Source organism: Clostridium sp. UBA4395 (assembly GCF_002390995.1).
Lineage (GTDB): Bacteria > Bacillota > Clostridia > Clostridiales > Clostridiaceae > Clostridium_J > Clostridium_J sulfidigenes.
In genome coordinates this window covers 18710-38618 of record NZ_DGRF01000010.1, presented here as the reverse complement: position 1 = coordinate 38618, position 19909 = coordinate 18710, and the positions used below count along the sequence as shown (strand labels likewise).

Here is a 19909-nt window from a genome sequence, read left to right as displayed (position 1 = left end):
TTCGTTTTCCTAAATATATTATATCTTAAAGTTTTTAAAAAATCTATTTTAAAATTCAGAAATTTGCTTTAGCAATTTATAGTTCTAAAGGTTTACCTAATAATTTTTAGATGATAGAATAATAAGAATAAGGAGGTGCCATGTTGAGAGAAATAGATTATATGGCTATAGATGCTGCTAATAATCAGGATCTATTAAATAGTTTCATTGAGCAAAATGAATTGTTTATTTTGAAATGCACATCAAGAATAACCCGAAAATACATAACTAAAAGTGATGATGAATGGTCTGTTTCACTTCAGGCATTTGTACAAGCAATTAAAGGTTACGAATTAATTAAAGGAAATTTTCTCAGTTTTGCCGAGCTTATAATTCGTAGGCGTCTTATTGATTATCTTAGGCTTCAGAAAAAATATAACTTAGAATTATCCGTAAATCCTGCCATATTTAATTGTCAGTTAGACGAAAATGAAAATGATAAAGATATTGCACTTGGACTTGCAGTAGCAGAAAAGATAATTCACCAAGAAAATTATACACTAAAATTTGAGATTGAAGCTGCAAATGAAGTATTTTTCTATTATGGCTTTTCTTTTTTAGATTTGTCTAAATGTTCACCTAAAGCTAAAAAGACAAAATCGTCCTGTGCAAAAGTTGTAGTATATTTACTCAATAACCCAATATTAATTAATGAATTGCAAAGTTCAAAACAACTACCATTAAAAATAATTGAAAAAAATTTAAATGTACCCCGAAAAATATTAGAACGTCACCGAAAATATATAATAGCAGCAGTAGAGATACTATCCGGAGAGTATCCAAATCTAGCTTACTATTTCAGGTACATCAGAGAGGAGATTAATAAATGAAATCTGTTGTTGTAGAAATCAAGGCTGGCTATGCTGCAGTCCTTTCTGAAGATGGCTGCATATCAAAAGTAAAAGATAAAAGTTATATCATTGGGCAGGTGATTGAAATGAAAAGTAGCAATTTAAAAAATATAAATAAATTGGTAATGTGTTCTGCTTTAACAGCTATGATTGCAATTGTAGGAGGCATAATACTATGGGCCTATAAAACACCTTACTCCTATGTGAGTTTAGATGTAAATCCCTCTATTGAATATTCTTTAAATCGTTTTGACAAGGTAATTAGTGTAACTGCAGTTAATGATGATGGTCAGGAAATTCTTAATGAACTTGAATTGGACAAACTTAAAAATCAAAAAATTGAAAATGCAGTTGCTGAAACAGTTAATCAAATTAGTGAAAATGGTTATTTTGATAATAGCATTGATAATGACATTGATGGTGGAATTATTATTGCAACTTCTGGTGAAGATCAAGAAAAATCAGATGAACTTGCTGAAAAACTACAAGAAAGTTTAGAAACTGAAATTAAAGAAATAGGTGAAGATATTACCCTTGAAACTATAAGTGTTGGATTTGAACGAGTACAAAAAGCCAAAGAACTGGGTGTAACACCTGGTAAACTAAATTTAGTTGAAAAACTACAAAATAGTTCTTCAAATCCAGAAAGCATTATTCTTGAAGAGTGGTTAAACAAACCTGTTAAAGAAATTATGAGTGCTATCAAGGAAAATAAGAAAGCTAAAATAGAACAAACTGAAACTTCTGATGAAGATGAATCTACTGAAGAATCAACTACAGATAGTACAGAAGTGGCAGATGAAATAAAAACTGATAAAGCCCTAACTAAAGAAGCTGAAAATACCAATGATACTAAAGCTACGCAGGAAAGAGCTAGCCAAAAATCTCAGAATAAAATAGAAAAAGCTACTAACAAGCTTGAAAAGACTGAGAATAAAGCTAATAAAAAATCTGAGGTAACTGAGAAAAAAAATAACAACAATGCTGAAAAACTTAAAGAAAAAATACCTAACAAACCTGAGAAATCTAAAGAAAAAACACCTAATAAACCTGAAAATCCAGGAAAAAAGGTTAATTAAAAATCAAATAAAAACTAATAATAGTTTTTATATATATTACTTATATAACTAAAGATAAAAATATAACTTAAACAAACTAAAGATAAAAACATAATTTAAATAAACTAAAGATAAAAACATCGTAAAGTACAGAAAAATACAAAGAGTATGCCCCTAATGCCCCCATACTCTTTGTATTTTTTATATACATATAAATACCTCTTAAACCCGCATGAACAGAACAACTATTTAACTATTTAACTAGTTAAACATCTATATAGAATACTAATTTTATATTTGTATATTTATTTTACTGTTATTCCATTTTAGCATTATACCTAAAATATTCTTCTATACTTTCAAAGCAAATATCTATCATAAATTCTATTTCATCTTTACTTATTACATAAGGAGGTATGAAATAAAGTACATCACCTATCGCTCTTAATAGTAACCCTTTCTTCAATGCTATTTTATAAATCTCATAACCTACTCTACTTTGCCAAGAATATCTCTCCTTGGTACCTCTATCCTTTACTATTTCAATAGCAGTTATCATGCCTATACTTCTTACTTCTCCTATATGACTACAATTCTTTGCTCTTTCTATTGTAAGTTTTTCTATTAATCTTCCCTTAACTTTATTATTTTCTATTATATTTTCTTCTTCAAATATTTTTAGATTTTCTAAAGCAATAGCACAAGCCATAGCATTTCCTGCATAGGTATGACTATGTAAAAAAGATTTTCTTTCTGAATAATCACCATAAAAACAATTATATATTTCATTAGTAGTCATAACTACAGACATTGGCATATATCCTGCAGAAATACCCTTTGAAAGGCACATAAAATCTGGACTTATATCTGCATGATTACATGCAAACATCTCTCCTGTTCTTCCAAATCCCATGGCAATTTCGTCTACTATCAAATGTACATCATACTTATCACAAAGATTACGAAGTTTTTTTAGATAAAAAGGTGAATAAATTTTCATTCCTGCTGCACCTTGAACCATTGGCTCAACTATTACAGCACTTATCTCTTCATGATTTTCAACTAAACATTTTTCCATAGCTTCAAAGCATTCAGCACTACATTTATCTCTAGTACAACCATATTTACACCTATAACAATCTGGTCCATCAATCCTAAGAGTATCTAAAAGTAAGGGCTTATATATCATATTAAATGCATCAATATCACACACAGATAGAGCACCTAAAGTTTCTCCATGATAAGCATCACTTAAAGCTACAAATTTCTTCTTTTTAGTTTTATTTCTTTGCATATTATAGTGAAAGCTCATCTTTAAAGCTATTTCCACTGCAGAAGATCCATTATCTGAATAAAATACTTTATTTAATCCTTCTGGTGTTATGCTTACTAACTTTTCTGCTAAGTCAATAGCCGGTTTATTTGAAAAATTAGCAAAGATAACATGTTCTATTTCATCAATTTGATTCTTTATGGCTTTATTTATTCTTTTATTGCTATGTCCTAAGGTATTTGTCCACCAAGATGATATACAATCTAAATACTTGTTTCCATGAATATCATAAAGCCAAACACCTTCTCCTCTTTCAATAACTATAGGATTAAGCTCTTCGTAATCCTTCATCTGTGCACAAGGATGCCATATATATTCTAAATCTCTTTTTACATAATCCTTCATATAAACACCTACCCTTTACTACAATTCTTCCATCCATTCTATAATACTTTTATCATTAAAAATCCTTGATACAGCAGTTCTTATATTATCTATATTACCTTTATCCAAGTTATCTATAGTTTTAAATTTACCTACAATAGAAATTCCAGTAAGTTTTTCTATAACCTTAATATTGTCTTTAGTTATATAATTGTCTTCATAATTATTTATAATAATTCCTTTTACTTTGATTCCCATGGACTCTATATATTTCACAGTAAGTACTGTGTGGTTTATTGTTCCCACTCCACCTCTAGCTACAACCACAGTACTCATATTTAAATCCTTAATAAGGTCACCTAGTGTATATATTTCTTCATCCCTATTTATTAGAGGACATATTATACCACCACTACCTTCTGCAATTATAAAATCATATTTTTCTTTTAGTTTCTCAAATTTAGCCTTTATAATATTTAGATCTATAGGATTATCTTCTATTTGGGCAGCTAAATGTGGAGATATCGCTGTCTTAAATATATATGGAGTTATATTTTCATAGGGTTCCTTTAATCCACTAACCTGGCTTACTAAGTCAGCATCTCCAGGTATTAGTTTATCACCTTCTTCTATAGCCCCACTTAAAGCTCCCTTAAAATATGTTGCTCTGTGCCCTTTACTTCTAAGGACATGAAGTAGTCCTGCAGTTACAACAGTTTTTCCTACCTCTGTATCCGTTCCAACTATAAATATCCCCTTAGCCATCACTTCTAACCTCCAGCTTTAGTTCACTTATCATCTTCTTATCATCACATATTTTATTACCAGAAGTGGTTAAATAATTTCCAGTAATAGTAGCATTTGCACCTGAGTTAAAGCATTTCTTCCCCAAATCCCTAATGAGATTTCTACCACCAGCTAATCTGATTAAAGCTTTAGGGTTTATAAACCTAAAGATAGCAATGGTCTTTAAAATATCCTCTTGACTTAAATTTTTAGAATCCTCAAGAGGCGTACCTTTTACAGGATTAAGTACATTCACCGGAATAGACATAATCTTTAATTCTTTCAATTGAAAAGCAAGATTGATTCTATCAATCCAACTTTCACCAAGTCCAATAATTCCTCCTGAACATACAGGTATACCTGCCTTCTGTGCAGCTTTTATGGTATCTATTCTTTCTTCATAACTATGAGTTGTACATATTTCCTTATAAAATTCCCTACTTGTTTCTAAGTTGTGATGATACATAGTTATTCCTCTTGCCTTTAACTTAAGTAGCTTATCGTACTGAAGTATTCCTAAAGAGGCACATAACTCAATTTTTAATTCCCTATTAAGGTTTTCATATATACCTAAAACTTTCTCAAAATCACTACTTGTAATCCCTCTACCACTAGTAACTAAAGAGAATCTATTTACTCCCTCTGATTCATTTTCCTGTGCTATCTTTAATGCTACTTCCTTTGAAGCTAAATCATAGACTTCTGCACTAGTATTATAATGAACAGATTGCGCACAGAATTTACAATCTTCAGAACACCTACCTGACTTTGCATTCATGATAGAGCAAAGATCTACCTTATTACCACAAAAAGTTTTTCTTATATTATTAGCACTAAGACATAATTGTTCAATCTCATCATTATTTCTAATCTCTGTTAATGCCATTGCTTCTTGAAAATTTATGTATTCACCTGATAAAATTCTTATCTCTAAATCCTTAATAAAACTTTTCATACTTCAAGCCTTCTTTCATTTTTATTAAATGTATCCAAACCTTTTGAATATAGGTACTATTTTTATTGCTACATAAGCTGCAAATGCTGTTAAAATCAAATCTCCAGATATGCATAGTACAAAGCCATTAAAAAATGCAAAATATAGTGACATTGGTTGTCCTAGATATAAGTTATAGCTAACATAAAGATATATAACTCCAAATAAATAAATAAAAAATAGTCCAGCTAAAAGCATACCCATAGCTTTAATAAAACTTAATTCCTTAATCTTTTCTCTTATCTTTCCTATGACATAAGCTGCCACTATAAATCCTATAAGATATCCAAAGGTAGGTTTAAATACATAGCTAAGCCCTCCCCCTTCAGTAAATACTGGTACACCTACAAGTCCAACCATAACGTAAATTATTTGGGATAGTGCGCCGAGTTTAGATCCTAAGATAACTCCTGCTAAAGCACAAAATAAGTATTGAAGAGTAAAAGGCACATAAGGTATTGGTATTTTAATAAATGCACCAATAGCAGTTAAGGCTGCAAACATAGCTACTAAAATCAAATTTCTCGTATTCTTGGTAGTTTTCATAATTCTCTCCTTAATATATTTACTTTATGGTTTTGATTATAATTAAGAATTTATAAATTGTCAACTTTTAGAATAGTAATAGTTTACAATTTGTATATAAGAGTTTTCTTATAATTCTAGGTTGAAAAATAATTAAAAATTATTATAAAAGAGCCTAGCCTGATATTACATTGAATTTCAGACTAAGCTCCTTTATCTAAATTGTCCACATAAATTTCCCCACTCATTAATAAGACTTTTAGTATAATTATTAATTGGACTAGAAAATATTTGTGATGTTATTCCTTTTTCTATAATTTTACCTTTATGCATAATATAAGTTTTATCTGAGATTTTTAAAGCTATATTAAGATCATGAGTTATATATATCATTGCAAATCCTCTTTCATTTTGCAATCCTTTTAAAAGCCTTAAAATATTGGCTTGTGTTGAAGGATCTAGCATTGAATTTATTTCATCGGCTATTAAAAGCTTTGGTTCCATAGCAAGACTTCTAGCCAATGATAATCTTTGTCTTTGTCCTCCACTTAACATATAACACTTACGTTTTAAAAAACTTTCATCTGAAGGTAACTGTACTTCTTCTAATACTTGAATAACTTTTTTCTTTCTTTCTTCTTTTCTATCTACCTTTATTATATCTAATGGTTCCTTTATTATTTCTTCTACTGTAAATTGTTCATTTGTAGCTGAAAAAGGATCTTGAAATACTATTTGTATTCCTCCTTTATGGTTAGTTGCACTATTGCCACAAACCTTTTCTCCTTGAAATTTAATTTCTCCACTATTAGGATTAATTATTCCTGATAAAATTCCAACAAGGGTACTTTTCCCTGAACCCGATTCTCCAACTAATGCAATAACTTCTCCATGACGAATTTGAATTTCACAGTTATCACAAGCAATAACATCCCTTCCTTTTGAACTATAAACTTTATTAATATTTTCACAATGTAAAAGAGTAACAATACCTCCCCTATTACAGGCTATCCTTCTATTTAAACCTACATATTCTAATTTAGGAACCTTAGTTTTGCATAATTCTATACTTTGATTACATCGTCCATAAAAACTACATCCTTCTTTTATATTACTATTTTTTTCACCTATTATTCCCCACATATCCTTATATATATTAATACTTGGAGAAGAATTAATAAGTCCCCTTGTATAATTATGCATCGGATTATTTATTACTTCTTTAGTTAAACCTTCTTCAACTATATTTCCTGAATACATAACTGCCACTCGTGAAGTAAGTTTTAAAATTGTTTCTATTTCATGTGATATAACTATTAAGGTGAATTTCTTTGTTTTTTGCAACTTCTTTATTAAATTTATAATTTCATTTTTAGATAATGCATCCAAAGCAGTAGTAGGTTCATCTGCAATTAAAACCTCCGGTTCACAAGATAATGCCATTGCTATTAATACTCTTTGTCTCATTCCTCCTGATAATTGATGTGGATAACAATTACCAATTTTTTTATCTAACCCTACCATTATTAAAAGTTCTATTACTCTATTTTTTCTCTCTTCTTTAGTTATTATAAAATGATTACCGAAACATTCTAAAATTTGTTCCCCAATTGTTAAAACAGGATTTAAAACATCTAAAGAATTTTGATAAACAATAGCTATTTTATTCCACCTTATTTTATTTAACTCTTTCTTACTAATTAATTGTAAATCCGTATCTCTATAGTAAATCTTACCTTCTACTTTTGTAGGTTTTTTTAATAATCCTATTATAGCCATGGCTAAGGAGGTTTTTCCACTTCCTGATTCCCCAATTATACCTAAACTGTCACCTTTATTTAATGTTAAATTTATATCATTAGTTGCTATAAAATTAGTATCTTGCAATTTATAAGTAATTTTAACCTCTTCAAGTTTTAATATTTCTTCTTGCATAATCCACCTCTATAATTTCTTATTTACTATTTTTTCTAATTCCCTACTAATAAACGCAATTGAAACAACTAATAAAATGATAGCAGTAAGAGGACTAATTACCCACCATTTCCAATAATCTGTATAATAAATACCTTTAAAGCCAATAGCATGATTTAAAATTAATCCCCAACTTTTTGTAGTAGGATCTCCTAATCCTAAAAAAGCCATACTTGCTTCTGCAACAATTGCTTTGCTTATAAGCTTTATAACACTTACCATCATAATTGGCATAATAGAAGGTAAAAAGTGTTTTCGTGTTAAATGTATAAAGTTTGCTCCATAACTTTTAGCTACTAATATATATTTTTCTTGTTTTATAGAAAGAATTTTTGATCTTACAATTCTTGCAGGTGTAGTCCATGAAAACAGTACTAATATTACCACAATATTTTTAATGCTTGGTCCTAAAAATGCTCCTAAAACAATCATCATAGGCAAATTGGGTATTATAATTATCATATCAATTATTCTCATAATTATTTTATCTAATAAACCTCCAAAGTAGCCAGAAAATATTCCTATTATACTTCCACCAACTCCTGCTAATACTGCACTTATCAAGCCTATAGTAATACTAATTTTAGCTCCATAGCATATTTGTGCCCATATATCTATACCTATATCATCTGTCCCTAACCAATGAATTTTACTAGGTGGTTCAAGGGCTTGTCCTGAAGGCACATTATATGGTTGAATACTTATAATATTTGAGAATATACCTATAAGTATCATTACAATAATAATGAATATACATACTTTACTTGTGATAGTTAATTTACTAATTTTTTTCATAATCTTACTCATAGTTATTCACCCTAGGATCCATTTTTCTATATACTATATCTGCTAAAAGATTCATAGTAAGTACAGTTATTGTAATAAATAAAAATATACCTTGGATTAAAGGATAATCTCTTACCATTATAGCTTCTTTCATTAAAAGACCTACCCCGGGATAATGAAATACATTTTCAACTAATACTGCTCCACCAAATATAGCACTTAAACTTAAAAAAAACCTTGTAACAATAGGAAGTATTGCATTTTTCAAAGCATGCTTAAATAATATTAACATATTACTTAATCCCTTTCCTTCTGCTGTCCTTATATAATCCTTTGATAATACTGAAATCATACTATTTCTTGACAATAAATAAAACCCTCCAACCCTTGATAGCACAAGGGTTAATACAGGTAGAAATCCATGATTTACCACATCTTTAACCTTTGAAAAATAACTATCATAACTTTCAAAAACACTAACTGCTCCAGAAAGAGGGAACAAGTCTAATTTTGCAGCTAAAATAAATAGAAATAATACACCAATTAGAAAAGCTGGAATTTCAGAAAAAATTATCATGATGAAATATAATATTTTATCTATATAGCTATTGTTATACCATGCAGAAATACTTCCTAAAAAAATACCTATTAAACAGCTAAGAATAATAGATATTAAAACAATTGGAATAGTCCATACCGCTCTGCTAATAATCAATTTTAATACATCTTCATTATAATATATACTATATCCAATATTCCCCTTAACCATATTTACTATATAGTCTTTATATTGATGAACAATTGATTTATTCAAACCATAATATTCCTTATATTTCTCTATCTGTTCATCACTATAATTTACAATTGAATCCCCCTCTTCTGATGATAAAAAAGTAAAGGGATCCCCAGGCATTAACCTAGGGATAATAAAGTTAAGTGTAATTATACATAAAAATGTAATTATATACTCTATTAATTTCTTACAAAAAATTTTTTTCATATTACTTCACATCTAGATAAGATAATTTATTATGAGTTAATGAATGATGATTGAACATATATTTCCACCCATCATATTTTTCTGGTCTATAAACAGTATATTCAGTAGTATTATAAAGTGGTATTTGAGGTAATTCTTCTGCAATTTCCTTTTGTAATTGAAATACTATTTCTTTTCTGCTCTCTTCATTTATTTCAGAAAGTTGTTTTTTACATAATTTGTTTATTTCCTCATTACTATATCCTGGTATGGATGAAAATTTACCATTACTAGAATACATTTTTCTAAGTAAATCTGCATCATTTCCCCATCCTCCATGACCATTAAGAATCATTTCATAATCTCCACTTTTTACTGCTGCATCTCTTGTTTTCATATCTACACTTTTAATATTTAAATCAATTCCTACTTTTTCAAGATCGATTTTAATAAGCTCTGCAATTCTTAATTCAGGTTTAGAATTTGATATTAATAATGTAAAACTATATTTTTGATTATTTAATAATTCCTTTGCTTTTTCTGTGTCACAATCATACTGCTTTATATCTTTGTTATACCATATATGATCTACTGGTAAATACCCTGGGCTAGCAATCTTACCTGCTCCTCTAGCTACTTTATCTATAAGTTCTTGTTTATTAATTGCATAAGAAATACCTTGTCTTAATTCTTTGCTTTTTAATTCAGGTCGCTTTTCCATGTTAAATGCAAGTCTATATCCCCAAAATGCAGGATTTGTTTTAACTACAAATTCTTGATTCTTTTCATATTTAGTTATAATATCTGGAGTGATATTTGCAATATCTATTTCTCCTTTATCAAAAGCTAGTACTGAATCACTTACTGGTATAAATTCTAATGCATCTACTCTAGGTTTTGGTCCCCAGTATTCATTGAATGCAGTAAATTTATAAGCCCCTTGTTCTTTATTATACTGTTCCAATTTGTATGGACCACATCCAATTAAAGCTTCTGATGTATTAAATGCTATAGGATCTTCAACTTTTTCCCAAATATGTTTAGGAATAATTCTTATATCTGCAAATCTATCAAGCACTGTAGAATTTTCTTTTTCTACAATTATTTTTATCTTATTTTTATCTAATACCTCAGCTTTTTTTACAAAACTTTTACCTTCAATATTTAAACTATCAGAAACCGGTGGATTTTTTTCAAAATATTCTAAAGAAAACTTCACATCTTCTGCAGTTAATTCTTTACCATCATGCCACTTAACATTATTTTTTAGTGTAAAAGTATATTCCTTACCATCAGGTGATATATCATATTTTTCCGCTAACCATGGAATAAGACCATTTTCATCTCTTTCTAAAAGACTATCAAATATTAATCTCATTTTATATGCCCCTGGTCCTCTTGAATAGTGACTATATGGAGTAAGATTTCCCCAATCTCCTCCCTCAAGTCTTAATACAGATGTCTTTCTTTCATTTGTTTTTCCTTCATCCTTTAATTCTTCATTAACTTTTTCTGCTCCACATCCTTGTAATATTAATATACACATTATGACTAAACTTAAAATTAAACTCTTTATCTTCTTCATGTCTTTCTCCTCTCTATGCTTTCCAATATATCCACGCAATTTTTGCTTCCATAGTATCCTTTATAATCCCATCTTCAGATATACTTGTTAAATATTCTGTAACTTTATCCTTTATATCTTTAGATTTCTCTCTACCTCTTTGAATTTGAAGTGTATAAAGTTCAATTGCTTTTTCTAAAGGGTAAACCTTCTCACTTTTTATATCATGGTAACAAATTTCCGGATAAAATCCTAAATTCCACAATATATTAAAAGCACAATATATATTCTTACCCCATCTTGAAGAAGGTTCTTCTCCGTAAACTTTTTCATATAGTTCATCCATTATTTTATCGTTACGTTTTGCAAAACTACTCATAAAACAATATCCCTTACTGGCTTGAACCATTTTTACAAGCGCATCTTTACTATTTATTCCAGGACACATAGATGCAAAGACTAAATCATATTTTCTTTCCCATCCTTTTTCTTCAATACTAATATTCTCCCAAGGCATCAATTGGAAATCTATATTTTTAACATTTTTCTCTTCCGAATTAACTTTTGCATAGTTAATCATCTCTGGTGAAATATCTATAGCTGTAACATTCTTACATAATTTTGAAAATTCTAAGCTATATTTTCCTGGACCACAACCTATATCAAGAATATTTCCCTCTTTATTTAAATAACACTTTGATACTAAAAAATTTATTAAGTCATTAGTTCTGTTTGTATTTTCTTTTTTTAAAAATGACTTATTAAATTCCTCTGCTCTTGAATCCCAAAGAATTTGTTGACTATGTAAATCCTTTAAACCTGAACTTGCCCATATTTCTTCATAATATTTTATGTCCATATTTTAAAAATCCCCCTATTCCAACTATTTATTATAAATAAAACCCATTATTAACCATAGATTTAGTTAATAAAGGGTTCTCTTATTCTACACAAATAAAACACCTCCTCTATCCATCGTAAAGTTATGTTGATACAACATAGGCAGGTCTTCTGACTTTAGTATCATAATTTTACTACCCTTCCAGATAACTCCGTGGTAATCTAGTAAAACTCCCCTATTACAGCGGCGGGACCGTATAGGATTTTCACCTACTTCCCTTTTCACTAATCTTTTAATTAGCACCTATATTAAAAATATTTATTTAATTTTTAGCATATGACAATTATAGTATAATTGTATATTTTACCTATGTCAACAAATTATTTAATATCTGTATTACTTATTTCTTTAATCAATATATTGGAATATTAATAGCACTAATACTCCGTGATAATTTAACCAACTAATTATAGAATATATAATAAAACAAAACAGAGCATGTTCTCTATAGATTCATAGAAGTTAAGAACTCTGTTTATAAATATTGATATTCAATTAATTTTCAAGTAGCCTTTTTACTGGAACATAAATCTCCATAATCGTATCTGTTCGATAATGACAACGCTCATCATAAAATTCAAAATCTAATTTATCTTCATCATACATATATCCACTATCTTTAAACCATTCTTCAAATATATATTTCCAAGTTTCTTTAATCACTTCTGAAAACTTATCTTGGTTAGGGTCTACAGTAACATCCACTGGAGGAGTTGTAAATACTGCATATTTCGCCTCTGGTACTTCCACTATAATCATATCCTCTGTAACTTTAGAGAAATCTTCAACAATGACTCCTAAAAGATAGCATACATTTCCCCCTTTATCAGTTGGAACGCATAGACCAACTTCACCATGATTAGGAGGATTTAAGATTTCATACATCTTTGTTTCTAAATTTTCTCCATCATAATTGCTCCAAAAGGATGCAATATCCTTTGTATAACTTGTTCCTCCAATATTAGTATTTATTCCATATCCAGCTACCTTAAAAGCTGGCTTTTTAACAATAACAGGCTTCATAATATAACCTCCAATTTTAAATGTTATTCCCTTATTGAAGTATCCATCCATTCTAGCTATATATTGTGTTGGACTATATCCAAAAGCTTTCCGAAAGGACTTTGAAAATCCACTAGGTGTTTCAAATCCATATTCAAGGGCAATATCAATAATTTTTCTTCCTTTAAATAGTTCTATTGCTGCTAATGATAGCTTACGTTTTCTAAGGTACTCCATTATAGATATACCTTTACATAAAGTAAAAACTCTACAAAAGTGGTTTACAGAATACCCCACATAATCAGCAACTTCACTCACAGTAATAGCTTCCTTGATATTATTTTCTATAAATTCAATACACCTATCAATATCCTTACTGTAATTCACTTTTATCACAACCTTTTCCCTAGGGTATCTTTATTATACCAAGACTTTAAAATTTAAGCTGTTCCTAATTTGCTAAAATCTCAATCTATATAAAAAAAGTATGCTCATTTAAAAGCATACTTTCTATACATACTAATATTAATATTTATATTTGTTTATATTTGTTATAAATTCTCAGCATTTTTATACAATTCATCTGCTTCATCTTTCTTAATAAGAGATGATAATATATATGCAATAATTATAATCCCTGGAATATCAATTAGTAATCTAGTTATTGCGAATTTGCTTCCTAAAGAGGACATTTCAAATAGAAACATTGGGATTTTCGTTGTAGACCAAGCTCCAATAAAGATTAAAATATTACTAAGTTTTACACCCTTTTTCATGAAAACTGCCGCCATAGGAAATGCACCATAAAGTGGTCCTGCAGCTGCAGATCCAAGAATTATGGATAAAATTATTCCAATTATTCCTGACTCTTCTCCCATATATTTCACCATGGTTTCTCTGGGAATCCATACGTCTAGTAAACCTAATAAAATAAAAATTGGTGGTATAACCATAGCCATTTCCTTAAAGCTATATGCTGCAATTCCTAATGCTTTTGTTCCTAATTTATAATTAACTATAGTTAGTACACATACTAATATTACTGTTATAATAAAAAATTTATATCTTACTAATAATTTCTTCATATTTAAACAACCTTTCCAATAATATAAGCTACTATAAATGAAAAGATAAATGCTAATACATTTCTTAAAATAGTAAGCTTTTTACCAAAATATTTTACTTCTACTGGTATTGTAATAACTCCCACCATCATTAATGTAGAAATAAAGGCTCCTATTTGCATATACCCTGCTCCATTTTGAAGTAGCATTGAAGCCGTTGGAAATGCTACGAACCCAGGAATTAATGTAATGGCACCAACTATAGCAGAAATAATTACACCAAACCACCCTGAGTTTCCTCCAATAATTTTCGATATTACTTCTGGATTTAGGACTGCAAGTAAAACTCCAATAATCATAATAATACCTAAAAATTGTGGTAATATGTTTTCAAAAGATTTCCATGCTTTTTTTAAAGCCATTTTTGTTTTTTTCTTATTCTTAAAGAATGAAATACTAAGTAATAAACCCGTTAACATGTATAAAGTATAGTTACCCATAATGTATCCTCCTATAAATTCTATATAAAATCAATCATATATTATAATATTTAGATATAGCAATATAAATATATTATACAAAACATATTTATGTTTGTATATATGGTTTGTATATAACCTTTTTATTTTATGTATTAAAAAGTAAATATTTACTTTTTAACATTTTAATAGTATATTATATTATAAGTGGTATAGTTTTTATATGAACTTGTTTATATAAAAACAGAAATTTATAGAAAGGATAATGTTATGGATAATTCACTTTCTCTCAATAGAGAAAAACTTATGGGAAAAATTCAATGCTATATCATTGAAAATAACTTATCACCTAATGCCAAACTCCCTTCCGAAAGAGAATTTTGTAGTATGTGGGATTGTAATAGAACTACCTTAAAAAAAGCTATAGATCAATTAATTAATCATGGTAAATTATATAAAAAGAAAGGATCGGGAACTTTTTTATCAGAGCCTAAACTTGAAAAAAATTTACAAAGTCTAAACTCTTTCCATGAATTTATAGATGAAAATTCTTTAAATTTATCTACCAAATTACTTTCATTGAAGCTATTAAACGATAATACCTTTGCCTATGAAAACCTAAAGGAAAATTCTAATAACAATTTATGTGAACTAATTAGATTAAGATCAGTAAACTCCGTGCCCTTTGCTATAGAAAATAGTTATCTATCTTCCAAGTATTATGATGAGCTAATTAGAAAAGATTTTGAAAAAACTTCTTTATATGAGGTTTTAAAAAAGGATTTTAATCTAAATTTAAATAGTGGTTGGGAAGAAATATCCATGACCTATGCTACGGCCTTAGAATCAGAACTTTTAAAAGTTGAAGAAGGTTTTCCCCTTTTTCACCTCAAGGGTACTGTGCTAGAAGAGAAAGGTTTTCCCGTTGAATTTTTCTACTCTGTAATACGTGCAGATAGAGTGAAACTAAAAAGTGTATTAACAAGATAGGAGTTGATTGTATTGAAAATAGCTACTGTAGGTGACAATTGTATGGATGTATATTTAAACTTAGGTAAAATTTATCCTGGTGGAAATCCCGTAAATGTAGCAGTATATATGAAAGAATTAAATGAAATCTCTTCCTATGTTGGAGTGGTTGGTAATGATAAATATGGAGAATTAATGATTAATTCCATTAATTCTAAAGGGGTAGATACTTCTCATGTTCGGGTATTAGAAGGTGCTACAGCTATAACAGAGGTTTCTTTAATAAATGGAGATAGAGTCATGGGAGATTACTATGAAGGCGTATTAAGTAAATTTGAACTTACTAACGAAGATTTAGATTTCATTTGTAACCACGATCTTTTTCATACAGCCTATTGGGGTAAAACTGAAAACTACCTTTGCCACATCAAAGAAAAAAATATTCCTATTTCTTTTGATTATGCTACTAAATTAGAAGACTCTCTTGTTAATAAAACCATCAATTATGTTGACTATGCATTTTTTTCTTATTCTAAAAGAGATGACTATATAGAAAACTTTATGAAGGATATTCATAGTAAAGGACCTAAAATAGTAGTTGTAACTCTTGGCAATAAAGGCAGTGTTGCCTATGCTGATAAAGAATTTATTTTTCAAGACATCATAGAAACAAAGGTAGTTGACACTTTAGGTGCTGGAGACTCTTTCATAGCAGGTTTTTTAAAGGGTATTCTTAATAAAAGCTCCATAAAAGAATCCATGCTTCTTGGTGCTAAAACTGCATCTAAAACATTAAAATATTTTGGTGCTTGGTAATGACTGAGAATAATTCAAAAAAACAACTAAGTGGTTCCTCTCCTTTATATACTCAACTAAGGGATATCTTAAGGGATAAAATTATTAGTGGTGAATTCAAGGTTGGTACAGCAATTCCCTCTGAAAATGAATTATCGAATACATATGGAATAAATCGTCTAACAGTACGTAATGCTATATCCATTCTTATCCGTGAAGGATTGTTAAAGAGTATTAAAGGTAAGGGTGTATTTGTTCTTAATTCTAAAATCGAAAGAGACTTATATACCTTAAGCGGTTTTACTAAAACTATGAAGGATAAGAATACATCTTCAAAAACCACTATATTAAATAAAACTACCAAACCTGCTGGAAAACTTTTGAGTAAAAAGTTTAATATAAATGAAGATGATGATATCTATGTTATAAAGAGACTGTGTTATGCCAACAAAGAACCTATATCCCTAGAATACATTAATATTCCAAAATATATACTACCTAATTTAGATAAAATCAATCTATCCTTTTTTTCAATATATGAACTCTTTGAGGTTTATAATATAAATCTTGTTACCGCAGATGAAATCTTGGAAATCGTTCGACTAGATGATAAGCATAGTAAACTTTTATCTCTAGATACCCCTTCCTGGGTAATGTTATTTGAGTGTACTAGCTATGATGATACTGGAAGAGTTATAGAATTTACTAAAACCTATACAAGAGGAGATAAATGTAACTATAATGTACATTTTAATAAATGATATAGAAAGAAGGTATTTATATGTTAAATATTGATAAGTCCACTGTAGATTTTCTTGTTACAGAAAATATGGTTACAGAAGTTGAAAAAGTATTAGAAAAGGACGTTCCTAAAATTAGAACCATAGTTGATGAAATGGTTAAAAGAGGAATTAACAAAGTTTATTTTATAGCTTGTGGTTCACCTCTTTGTGCTTGTGAAACTGCTTCTATGTTATTTGAAAAATACTCAAATATTACTTCTAAAACTTATAGTGGCTATGACTTTTTAGATTGTACACCTTATAATTTAGATGAAAAAACAGCAGTGATTGCTCTATCTCAATCTGGAAACACTGAGGAAGTAGTAGAAGCTTTAAAAAAGGCTAAAGCTACTGGTGCCCTTACTGTCAGCGTTACTCGTGATCCTTCTGGAAACTTATTAGCTCCTGTAGGTGACTATTTAGTAGCCTATGAAGCTGAATGCATCTGGGAAATTCACTTATTAATTACTTATACCTTTGCATTAGAACTTATCAATAAAGTTACACCAAGCATTGAAATTACTAGAATTCAAGAAGACATATTAAAACTTCCTAACCTTTTAGGAAAATTAGTAACAAGTTGGGAATCTAAAGGACGAACCCTGGGTGAAAAAGCTTCTAATTGGGATATAATATATACTGTGGCTGCAGGTCCACTAACCCCTTTAGCCTATAAAGAAGGAGTTATTACAATGATGGAATTTGCTTGGACTCATGGAGCAAGTATAAATAGTAGTGAATTCCGCCATGGACCTTTAGAAATTGTTGAAGAAGGAGTACCTTTTATTTTTCTATTAGGTACAGATGAATCTAGACATACTACTGAAAGAACTATAAATTTTGTTAAGAAATTAGATCAGGATTATATTGTCTTTGATTATAAAGAAATAGCTGAAGACCTTCATCCTACGCTATCACCTTTTGTACTTTTTGTCCCTCTCGAGTGGTTTTTCTATTATCTTTCAATTTACAAAGATCACAATCCAGATGATAGAAGATATTACGGAGGTATTGTTAAATACTAAAAATAAGGATGTGATTATTCATGACTGAATATAAAAAATGCAACTGCGAAAATTGTCTTCATAAATTATGTGTAGAAAGAGTTCCAATTTTCTCTGGTTTAAATTCTGAAGAATTAAGTAAAGTAGCTACCTTAATTGTAAAAAAGCAATATGAAAAAGGTGAGCTAATTATAATGGAAGAAAGTTATTTAGAAAATCTAATCATTATAGATAAGGGTAAGGTAAAAGTATTTCGTTATACTATTGAAGGCAAAGAGCAGATTCTATATATATTTGATCACGGTGACTTCTTTGGTGAAAAAAATCTCTTAAATAATCAGCAATCTACCTATAATGTTGAAGCATTAGAAACTACTTATATTTGCATGATAAATAAAAATGACTTTCAAAAACTTTTAATTAATTATCCTAAAATAGGGATTAAAATCATAGAAGAATTATGTAGTCGAATGGATAAAATAGAGAGCTCAGTTCAAAATATGGGTACTAAAAACATAGAGTTGCGTATAAATTCACTACTTCTTGATTTTGCAGAAAGGTATGGTAAAAAACATCCTAATGGTGTTATTGTAGAGCTCCCATTAAGCCGTGAAGGAATAGCTAACTATATAGGTACTGCTAGAGAAACGGTTAGTAGGAAATTAAGCGTACTACAAGATGAAGGTGTCATTGATATGATAGGAAATAAACAGATTTTGATACGAGATATATATGCTTTAATGAATTAAAAAATAAAAATAATTAGATAGTTTGTTTTAAAACTATGACTCCAGTCACAGAATGTTTTATATAACTAATATATTATAGAGATATAAACAAGAAATCTTTAAATAACACTGTATTGGAGGAATATATATGAATAAATTTAATAGTTCTCAAACTGTAGGAGAAATTGTTTCAATTATGCCTAAGGCTAGTGAAATTTTCAAACAATATAAAATCGATTTTTGCTGTGGAGGTAATAGACCCCTTGAAGAGGCACTCTATGAATTACATCTTGATGAAAATCTAATATTAAATAAAATAAATGAGATTTTTGAAGAAAGTAATAATACAAAAGAAGTATTCATGGATTTTAAGGCATTGACATCAAGTGAATTAATTGACCATATTGAAAATACTCATCATGCCTATACTAAGAAAGTACTTCCTGAATTAGGAGAGTTAACAACAAAAATAATGAGAATTCATGGTATAAACCATAATGTACTATTCAGAGTCCATAAGCTCTTTTCAATGCTTAAAACTGAGTTAGAGCAACACTTGCTTAAAGAAGAACAAATTCTTTTTCCATTAATTAAAGAATATGATAAAAATCCAAGTGTTAATCACCTTGAAAAAATTAATGAAGTAATTAATGAAACCGAGGAGGAGCATGAAGGTGCTGGAGATATTTTAAAGGAACTCAGAAAAATTACCAATAATTTCAAAGTTCCTAATGACGGTTGTAATACCTATATTATAACTTTTAAAATTATTGAAGAACTAGAGAGTGATTTATTCCAGCATATTCACCTTGAAAACAATATTTTATTTAAGAGAATGAACTTGGATGTTAGCAAACATCAATAAGTAACTTTCTTAAAATAAAAAAATTTACAAGCCTAAGGATAATTTATTTCCTTAGGCTTTTTATCATTTTATTCCATACTTGTTTTATATCTTTACATTTTCTCTGA

At 28.9% G+C, this 19909-nt stretch carries 20 protein-coding genes and 1 riboswitch; of the genes, 8 read left to right on the top strand and 12 right to left on the bottom strand.

Annotation, left to right across the window (positions count from 1 at the left end):
• Positions 1 to 143 precede the first annotated feature (143 nt).
• A complete protein-coding gene (locus tag B2694_RS00665; protein WP_346884129.1) occupies positions 144 to 869 on the top strand; it encodes a hypothetical protein in 726 nt (241 codons plus the stop codon).
• A complete protein-coding gene (locus B2694_RS00660) occupies positions 866 to 1969 on the top strand; it encodes an anti-sigma-I factor RsgI family protein (RefSeq protein ID WP_346884128.1) in 1104 nt (367 codons plus the stop codon). The genes B2694_RS00665 and B2694_RS00660 overlap by 4 nt, the downstream gene beginning before the upstream one ends.
• Positions 1970 to 2264: 295 nt before the next feature.
• Here the strand turns inward: B2694_RS00660 and bioA are convergent, their stop codons facing one another.
• The 12 genes from bioA to B2694_RS00600 form a co-directional block, all read right to left on the bottom strand.
• Positions 2265 to 3626, bottom strand: a complete 1362-nt coding sequence (gene bioA, locus B2694_RS00655) for an adenosylmethionine--8-amino-7-oxononanoate transaminase (protein ID WP_346884127.1) — start codon at positions 3624 to 3626, stop codon at positions 2265 to 2267.
• A gap of 18 nt (positions 3627 to 3644) precedes the next feature.
• A complete protein-coding gene (gene bioD, locus B2694_RS00650; protein ID WP_346884126.1) occupies positions 3645 to 4370 on the bottom strand; it encodes a dethiobiotin synthase in 726 nt (241 codons plus the stop codon).
• Positions 4363 to 5346 carry a biotin synthase BioB gene (bioB, locus tag B2694_RS00645; protein WP_346884125.1) on the bottom strand — a complete coding sequence of 328 codons (984 nt, stop codon included), beginning with the start codon at positions 5344 to 5346 and terminating at the stop codon, positions 4363 to 4365. The genes bioD and bioB overlap by 8 nt, the downstream gene beginning before the upstream one ends.
• A gap of 24 nt (positions 5347 to 5370) precedes the next feature.
• Positions 5371 to 5931, bottom strand: coding sequence for a biotin transporter BioY (locus B2694_RS00640; protein WP_346884124.1), 561 nt, complete (start codon positions 5929 to 5931; stop codon positions 5371 to 5373).
• A 192-nt stretch (positions 5932 to 6123) separates the two neighbouring features.
• A complete protein-coding gene (locus B2694_RS00635) occupies positions 6124 to 7845 on the bottom strand; it encodes an ABC transporter ATP-binding protein (protein WP_346884123.1) in 1722 nt (573 codons plus the stop codon).
• 9 nt (positions 7846 to 7854) lie between these two features.
• Complete coding sequence (locus B2694_RS00630; RefSeq protein WP_346884122.1) at positions 7855 to 8691, bottom strand: ABC transporter permease; 837 nt, start codon at positions 8689 to 8691, stop codon at positions 7855 to 7857.
• Positions 8684 to 9670 (bottom strand): ABC transporter permease, encoded by a 987-nt coding sequence (locus B2694_RS00625; protein WP_346884121.1) that lies wholly within the window; start codon positions 9668 to 9670, stop codon positions 8684 to 8686. Before B2694_RS00625 ends, B2694_RS00630 begins: the two co-directional genes overlap by 8 nt.
• Position 9671: 1 nt before the next feature.
• The gene (locus tag B2694_RS00620) at positions 9672 to 11234 is read right to left on the bottom strand and encodes an ABC transporter substrate-binding protein (protein WP_346884120.1); all 1563 of its coding nucleotides are present in this window, start codon (positions 11232 to 11234) and stop codon (positions 9672 to 9674) included.
• A 13-nt stretch (positions 11235 to 11247) separates the two neighbouring features.
• On the bottom strand, positions 11248 to 12072 hold the full coding sequence (locus B2694_RS00615) for a class I SAM-dependent methyltransferase (protein ID WP_346884119.1): 825 nt from the start codon (positions 12070 to 12072) through the stop codon (positions 11248 to 11250).
• Between the two features lie 125 nt (positions 12073 to 12197).
• A riboswitch (cobalamin riboswitch) is annotated at positions 12198 to 12376 on the bottom strand.
• A 233-nt stretch (positions 12377 to 12609) separates the two neighbouring features.
• The gene (locus B2694_RS00610) at positions 12610 to 13503 is read right to left on the bottom strand and encodes an AraC family transcriptional regulator (protein WP_346884118.1); all 894 of its coding nucleotides are present in this window, start codon (positions 13501 to 13503) and stop codon (positions 12610 to 12612) included.
• A gap of 164 nt (positions 13504 to 13667) precedes the next feature.
• Complete coding sequence (locus tag B2694_RS00605) at positions 13668 to 14201, bottom strand: permease (RefSeq protein WP_346884117.1); 534 nt, start codon at positions 14199 to 14201, stop codon at positions 13668 to 13670.
• Positions 14202 to 14203: 2 nt separating this feature from the next.
• Positions 14204 to 14680, bottom strand: coding sequence for a permease (locus B2694_RS00600; RefSeq protein ID WP_346884116.1), 477 nt, complete (start codon positions 14678 to 14680; stop codon positions 14204 to 14206).
• Positions 14681 to 14929: 249 nt separating this feature from the next.
• Between B2694_RS00600 and B2694_RS00595 the strand changes: the two genes are divergently transcribed.
• From B2694_RS00595 to ric, 6 genes are all read left to right on the top strand, one after another.
• On the top strand, positions 14930 to 15649 hold the full coding sequence (locus tag B2694_RS00595) for a GntR family transcriptional regulator (RefSeq protein WP_346884115.1): 720 nt from the start codon (positions 14930 to 14932) through the stop codon (positions 15647 to 15649).
• Positions 15650 to 15661: 12 nt separating this feature from the next.
• The gene (frlD, locus tag B2694_RS00590; protein ID WP_346884114.1) at positions 15662 to 16444 is read left to right on the top strand and encodes a fructoselysine 6-kinase; all 783 of its coding nucleotides are present in this window, start codon (positions 15662 to 15664) and stop codon (positions 16442 to 16444) included.
• Positions 16444 to 17184 carry a GntR family transcriptional regulator gene (locus B2694_RS00585; RefSeq protein WP_346884113.1) on the top strand — a complete coding sequence of 247 codons (741 nt, stop codon included), beginning with the start codon at positions 16444 to 16446 and terminating at the stop codon, positions 17182 to 17184. The genes frlD and B2694_RS00585 overlap by 1 nt, the downstream gene beginning before the upstream one ends.
• 20 nt (positions 17185 to 17204) lie before the next feature.
• A complete protein-coding gene (frlB, locus tag B2694_RS00580) occupies positions 17205 to 18230 on the top strand; it encodes a fructoselysine 6-phosphate deglycase (RefSeq protein WP_346884112.1) in 1026 nt (341 codons plus the stop codon).
• 20 nt (positions 18231 to 18250) lie between these two features.
• The gene (locus B2694_RS00575; protein ID WP_346884111.1) at positions 18251 to 18958 is read left to right on the top strand and encodes a Crp/Fnr family transcriptional regulator; all 708 of its coding nucleotides are present in this window, start codon (positions 18251 to 18253) and stop codon (positions 18956 to 18958) included.
• Positions 18959 to 19085: 127 nt separating this feature from the next.
• Complete coding sequence (gene ric, locus B2694_RS00570; protein WP_346884110.1) at positions 19086 to 19802, top strand: iron-sulfur cluster repair di-iron protein; 717 nt, start codon at positions 19086 to 19088, stop codon at positions 19800 to 19802.
• The last annotated feature ends 107 nt before the right edge of the window (positions 19803 to 19909 follow it).